At 62.7% G+C, this 244-nt stretch carries 1 pseudogene; it reads right to left on the minus strand.

The window, feature by feature from the left end:
* Positions 1-242: pseudogene (locus SB822_RS59955) on the minus strand (gfo/Idh/MocA family oxidoreductase); the annotation flags it as partial.
* Between the last annotated feature and the right edge of the window lie 2 nt (positions 243-244).

Below are 244 nucleotides of genomic sequence, written 5' to 3' on the forward strand. Positions count from 1 at the left end.
GTTACGATGGAAACGGCTTCAATGCCGTTTTTCAGCCGCGCCTCACGAATGGCCATGTCCTTGTAGCTGGAGTAGATGCGGTCTTCGGCCAGCCCCAGTTCACGCCCCGAGGCCTGCGCCTTTTCCGCTGATGACGATAAAGCGCCTGCCACCAGTTCGAACCGGTTGTCGAGCCGCGCCGCCATACGGTGAACGCCGCCGATAAACGCGCCAGCCCCACCGCCCACCATGCCGAGGCGGATAC

It is taken from the genome of Paraburkholderia sp. SIMBA_054, assembly GCF_046534875.1.
Classification (GTDB): Bacteria; Pseudomonadota; Gammaproteobacteria; order Burkholderiales; family Burkholderiaceae; genus Paraburkholderia; species Paraburkholderia hospita.